Source organism: Streptomyces chiangmaiensis (assembly GCF_036281785.1).
GTDB classification, from domain to species: domain Bacteria; phylum Actinomycetota; class Actinomycetes; order Streptomycetales; family Streptomycetaceae; genus Streptomyces; species Streptomyces chiangmaiensis.
The window spans coordinates 1-5,205 of the sequence record NZ_JAYWVC010000345.1; the positions used below are offsets into that span (position 1 = coordinate 1).

General features: G+C 69.2%; 6 protein-coding genes. 5 read left to right on the plus strand and 1 reads right to left on the minus strand.

Annotated features, from left to right (window positions below):
* Nucleotides 1-227 precede the first annotated feature (227 nt).
* From VXC91_RS42020 to VXC91_RS42035, 4 genes are all read left to right on the plus strand, one after another.
* On the plus strand, nt 228-1,016 hold the full coding sequence (locus VXC91_RS42020) for an SAM-dependent methyltransferase (RefSeq protein ID WP_329512622.1): 789 nt from the start codon (nt 228-230) through the stop codon (nt 1,014-1,016).
* 277 nt (nt 1,017-1,293) lie between these two features.
* On the plus strand, nt 1,294-1,470 hold the full coding sequence (locus tag VXC91_RS42025) for an SHOCT domain-containing protein (RefSeq protein ID WP_329512623.1): 177 nt from the start codon (nt 1,294-1,296) through the stop codon (nt 1,468-1,470).
* Between the two features lie 320 nt (nt 1,471-1,790).
* Complete coding sequence (locus tag VXC91_RS42030; protein ID WP_408057607.1) at nt 1,791-2,999, plus strand: FAD-dependent oxidoreductase; 1,209 nt, start codon at nt 1,791-1,793, stop codon at nt 2,997-2,999.
* Nucleotides 3,000-3,153: 154 nt separating this feature from the next.
* A complete protein-coding gene (locus VXC91_RS42035) occupies nt 3,154-4,431 on the plus strand; it encodes an APC family permease (RefSeq protein ID WP_329512625.1) in 1,278 nt (425 codons plus the stop codon).
* Nucleotides 4,432-4,547: 116 nt separating this feature from the next.
* Here the strand turns inward: VXC91_RS42035 and VXC91_RS42040 are convergent, their stop codons facing one another.
* Complete coding sequence (locus tag VXC91_RS42040; RefSeq protein WP_329512626.1) at nt 4,548-4,868, minus strand: PadR family transcriptional regulator; 321 nt, start codon at nt 4,866-4,868, stop codon at nt 4,548-4,550.
* Between the two features lie 142 nt (nt 4,869-5,010).
* Here VXC91_RS42040 and VXC91_RS42045 point away from each other — a divergent pair, with 142 nt between their 5' ends.
* Nucleotides 5,011-5,136, plus strand: coding sequence for a multicopper oxidase domain-containing protein (locus VXC91_RS42045; protein WP_329512627.1), 126 nt, complete (start codon nt 5,011-5,013; stop codon nt 5,134-5,136).
* Nucleotides 5,137-5,205 lie beyond the last annotated feature (69 nt).

Here is a 5,205-nt window from a genome sequence, read left to right on the forward strand (position 1 = left end):
TGATTATTAATGAAGTTGGTAAGCTTTTGAGTAGTACCCCGTAGGGACGTGAGGGCGCGTATGGCGGCCACCGCCCGCCGACGCACGATGGGGTGGAGCATGCTGCCGCGGGCTGGGCGGCCGGTGGCAGCCGACCGCGCTAACTGTGCGCTGGTGCTGGCGAATTGGTGTGCGAGACTGAAGTGATCGACAGTACTGTGTGAGCTACTCGCGCGACGGAGCATGTCATGGCGACGGGCACCCCCAACCCTCGGAAGATCGACATCAGTGTGGCGCATCCTGCACGGGTGTACGACTGGCTGCTGGGCGGTAAGGACAACTACCCCGTCGATGAGGCGGTGGGGAAGACGCTGCCGCCCCAAGCGCATGATGCCGCCCGGCAGAATCGCGAGTTCATGCGCAGGGCGGCCGCCTGGCTGGCCACGCAGGGCATCGACCAGTTCCTCGACATCGGTACCGGCATTCCCACCGAGCCGAACCTGCACCAGATCGTTCAGGAGATCGTGCCGTCGGCGAAGATCGTCTATACCGACAACGACCCGATCGTGCTGCGGCATGCGGAGGCGTTGCTGGTCAGCCGTGCGGAGGGCGTCACCGACTACATCGAGGCCGATGTGCGCCGGCCCGGAGGGATCCTCGGGCACGCCCGGGGTGTCCTCGACTTCGAGCGGCCCATCGCGCTGTCCCTGATCGCGCTCATGCACTTCATCCCCGACGACCAGAACGCCCACGACATCGTGAGCGAGTTGCTCGCTGCCCTGCCGTCGGGCAGTTACCTCGTGCTGTCGCACGCCGCGTCCGACCTCTACCCGGAACTGGCGGAACAGGTCACCGCCGAGTACGCGAGGGGCGGGATTCGTCTCGGCTTCCGCACCCGCACCGAGGTGGCCCGCTTCTTCGACGGCCTGGACCTGGTCGACCCGGGTCTGGTGACGGCCACGGAGTGGTTCAGGACGCCGTCGGCGCCGTCATCCGAGGGTAGCGGCATCTATGCCGGAGTCGCCCGCGTCCGGTGACGCCACGTCCGGCTCGTGGGCGCCACGTCGGTCGGACGGGAACGTGTGATCGTCAGCCTGGCCGCGTGCAAATGGCGGATCATGGGCGCACGAACACACCCCAGCCCTGGACTGGATCAGGGCAGGGGTGTGCGGGCAGCGCCTACTGCCGCCAGACGCAATGGAGAGAGAGGGTGGAACTCCCTCGCGTAGCCGCGGAAGCACGGGGTGAGTGACGCCATGCGGCGCGCCTGTCCGTCGTACTCGTCGCCGGGGCCGGGACCGGTGAGCCACCCGCGTGATGGTCAGGTTCGGCAGCCGTGCCCTCAACCGGCCTCGGGAGCACACGCACACCACGGCCGGACCCTCCGCGGAGGACATCCTCCGTGAGTGGCTGGCCCGCGGGGAGATCGATGAGGACGACTACCGGCGTCGTTTGAACGCACTGCACGCCGGGCCCCTGGCCAAACCTTGAAGCTCAGCAGTCGCAGTGGTTGCACCGAGCGGAAGCGGATGGGCTCACACCTCTTCAACTTCGCACGCCCTGGTCAGTCCGTTCGACCATATTTTGGCCAACGTGCGGCGATATCGTCGACCGATACCGCCCGATAAGCCACACTGAGCCGGAGGGGGGACGGGTGTGGCGGCGCTGCGCCGACGCGCCATCCCGAAGTTTGCGCTGCCTTGGGGAAGGCGGTGTGGGGATCAGTGGGGGGATGCATGACGCAGTCGCTTCCGGGGCAACGCCCTGCCCATGAGCGGGCGTTCGCCGGGCGCGCGGGACTTCCGGTCGTCGTGGTCGGCGCCGGCCCGTATGGACTGTCGGCAGCAGCACATCTGCGTGGAGCAGGGGTGCCGGTTCGCATCTTCGGCGAGGTGATGGGCAGTTGGCGGCACGCCATGGCCACCGGGATGTTCTTGAAGTCGACCCCGGCCGCCAGCGATCTTTCGGCGCCGGAGCCGGGCGGGCGCTTGGCGGACTTCCGCCGCGTGCACGGTGAGGCGGAGCTGACCGAGCTGACGCCGATCCCGTGCGAGGTGTTCGTCCGTTACGGGATGTGGTTTCGGAAGCGCTACGTCGGCGAGGTGGAGTCGGCGCGGGCCGTGGCCGTCGACCAGGCACCTCCGCCAGGCCCCGGTTTCCTCGTACGGCTGGACGACGGGCAGGAGTTCCCGGCCGCTGCCGTTGTGGTGGCAACTGGCCTGAACGGCCTCGCCCACATTCCGCAGGAGCTGCGGCGACTCGCCCCCGAAGGCCCGGGTGTCGGGGCCCTTATCTCGCACACCAGTCACCACACGGACCTGTCGCCGTATGCCGGTCAGCGCGTTGCCGTTGTTGGTGGCGGCCAGTCCGCGCTGGAAAGCGCCGCGCTGCTGCACGAGTCCGGCGCCGACGTGCAGGTCCTGGTCCGGGAACCGCGGGTGCTGTGGGGGATGAAGCCGGACCTGGTCCGTCCCTGGACGCAGCGCGTGGCCAAGCCCGCCTCACCCCTGGGCACGGGCTGGGTCCTGGCCGCGGTCTGCAAAGCCCCGGGAGGAGTGCGGTGGCTTCCGGCGGCCGCTCGCATGCTGCTGTTCCGCCGCGCTTTGGGACCATCCGGGGGATGGTGGCTGCGGGACCGGGTCTCGGGCATCGTTCCGGTGCGCACGTCAAGCCGCGTCACTCGCGCCGAGGCGATCGCGTCCTGCGTGCGCCTGGAGATCGACGAACCCGGCGGGTCCGAGACGCTCGCGGTCGATCACGTGATCGCGGCCACCGGGTACCGGCTCGACCTGGACGCCCTGCCGTTTCTGTCATCCACGGTGCGCGGCGCCGTTGCCTGTGTGCCGGGTTCGAAGGCGCCCCACCTGTCCGCGTCGTTCGAGTCGTCGGTCCCGGGGCTGTACTTCACCGGTTCACTAACCGCCCCGATGTTCGGCCCGATGATGCGGTTCGTGGCAGGAACCGAGTTCGCCGCGACACGCATCGCCCAGCACGCGTCACAGGCCCCCGCAATCCGCTGAAGCAGCCTGGACGCACGCGTCTCCCCCGGCCACCATTGCAAGATCGACGGGCAGTGGGCCCGGGGCGGCCTGCGCGTCCATACCCATATCGTGCTCCGATATCGGGTCCCGTAGGATGGCGTGGGCAGTTCCGATCATCCTCAGGGAGCACGTGATGAGCAGACCATCGAGGGCGGCCGCAGTCCCAGGTGAGCTGGAGCGGCGGCTGGGCGTGCCGGATGCCGTGGTGATCGGGCTGGGGTCGATGATCGGCGCGGGGATCTTCGCCGCGCTCGCTCCCGCCGCGCATGCGGCCGGCTCCGGGCTTCTGCTCGGTCTCGCGGTGGCGGCCGTGGTGGCGTACTGCAATGCGACGTCCTCGGCACGGCTCGCGGCCCGTTACCCGGCCTCCGGCGGTACCTATGTCTACGGCCGTGAGCGACTCGGCGAGTTCTGGGGCTACCTCGCGGGCTGGGGCTTCGTGGTGGGCAAGACCGCCTCCTGCGCGGCGATGGCGCTGACGGTCGGGGCGTACGTCTGGCCGGGGCAGGCACACGCGGTGGCGGTCGCGGCCGTCGTGGCGCTGACCGCCGTGAACTACGCCGGAGTGCAGAAGGCGGCATGGCTGACCCGCGTGATCGTCGCCGTGGTGCTGGCCGTGCTCGCCGCTGTGGTCGTCGCCGCCCTCACCTCCTCCGCAGCGGATGCGACCCGGCTGGACGTCGGTGCGGATGCCTCCTTCAGTGGGGTGCTGCAGGCCGGTGGCCTGCTGTTCTTCGCGTTCGCCGGATACGCGCGCATCGCCACCCTGGGCGAGGAAGTACGCGACCCCGCCCGGACCATCCCGCGGGCCATTCCGCTGGCCCTTGGTATCACCCTGGTCGTGTACGCGGTGGTGGCTGTCTCCGCGTTGATGGTGCTGGGCCCGCAGCGGCTGGCCGACGCCACCGCACCGCTGTCCGACGCAGTTCGCGCCGCAGGGGTGGACTGGCTGGCGCCCGTCGTGCGGGTCGGAGCGGCGGTGGCCGCGCTCGGCTCCCTTCTCGCTCTGATCCTCGGGGTCTCCCGTACCACGCTGGCCATGTCCCGCGACCGGCACCTGCCGCACGTTCTGTCCGCCGTTCACCCCCGCTTCAAGGTGCCCCATCGCGCGGAGCTCCTGGTCGGCGTGGTGGTCGCAGTTCTGGCGGCGACGGTGGATGTGCGCGGCGCGATCGGTTTCTCGTCGTTCGGGGTGCTGGTCTACTACGCCGTCGCGAATGCCTCGGCCTGGACGCTGACACCGCAGGAGAACCGGCCCCCACGCGTCGTCCCTGTCGTCGGGCTGGTCGGCTGCCTGCTGCTGGCCTTCACCCTGCCGGTGACGTCCGTGGCGTGGGGAGTGGCAGTACTGGTGCTGGGGGCTGCCGCGTACGGACTGCGGCATGCGGTGACCCCGCGCCGCACCTCGTAGCGGAGTTCACCCCAAGCAGGAACTACGCACCACGTGCGCGCCGGCCCCGCCGTACGACAAACGGCGTGTCGAGTATCCGCGCGCGGTACCCGGGCGCCAAGGCCGCAAAGCCTTTGTCAATCCGCTTTCTGTGGCACCTCGTTGCCCAGGACCTCGCGGGCCAGTTCGGCCAGTGCCTTGCGGTCCTCGGCCAGCGCCTTGCGGCCTGCCTCCGTGGCCGTATAGACGCGCCGGGCACGGCCGTCGACGACTCGCTGTTCGGAGACCAGCAGCCCCTCGGCCTCCAGCCGGTGCAGCGTCGGATACAGCGTGCCGGGACTGATCTGGTAGCCGTGGTGGGCCAGTTCCTCCGTCATCCACGCGCCGTGGATCTCCCCTTCGGCTGCGTGGTGCAGGATGTGCAACCGCACTGCGCCGCGCTGGAATTCACGCATCATCCACCTCCACGCCGCGCCAACCGGCAGTGACGAAACCGATATCGGTCTTCGAGTTTACGCGCATGGGGAAGCACAGAGGTGGTCGGGCGAGTGATTCTGTCGGCCAGTTGTTCGGCCAGGCCAGTGGCACTCAGTCGGTGGCATGCTCGGCGGCTACCAGACCCTGGACCTCGACTCCACAGCCGACCAGCCAGGGCTGTCCCTGTTCCACTGCCACCAGCAACTCCACATGGGCTACGGGCTCATGGTCCTGCTGCGTTGCTCCTGACACCCCCTTCGGTGCCGGATACGGTCAGTCCCGGGACGATCGGCCGTGGCCCGGGGGTACGACAGAACA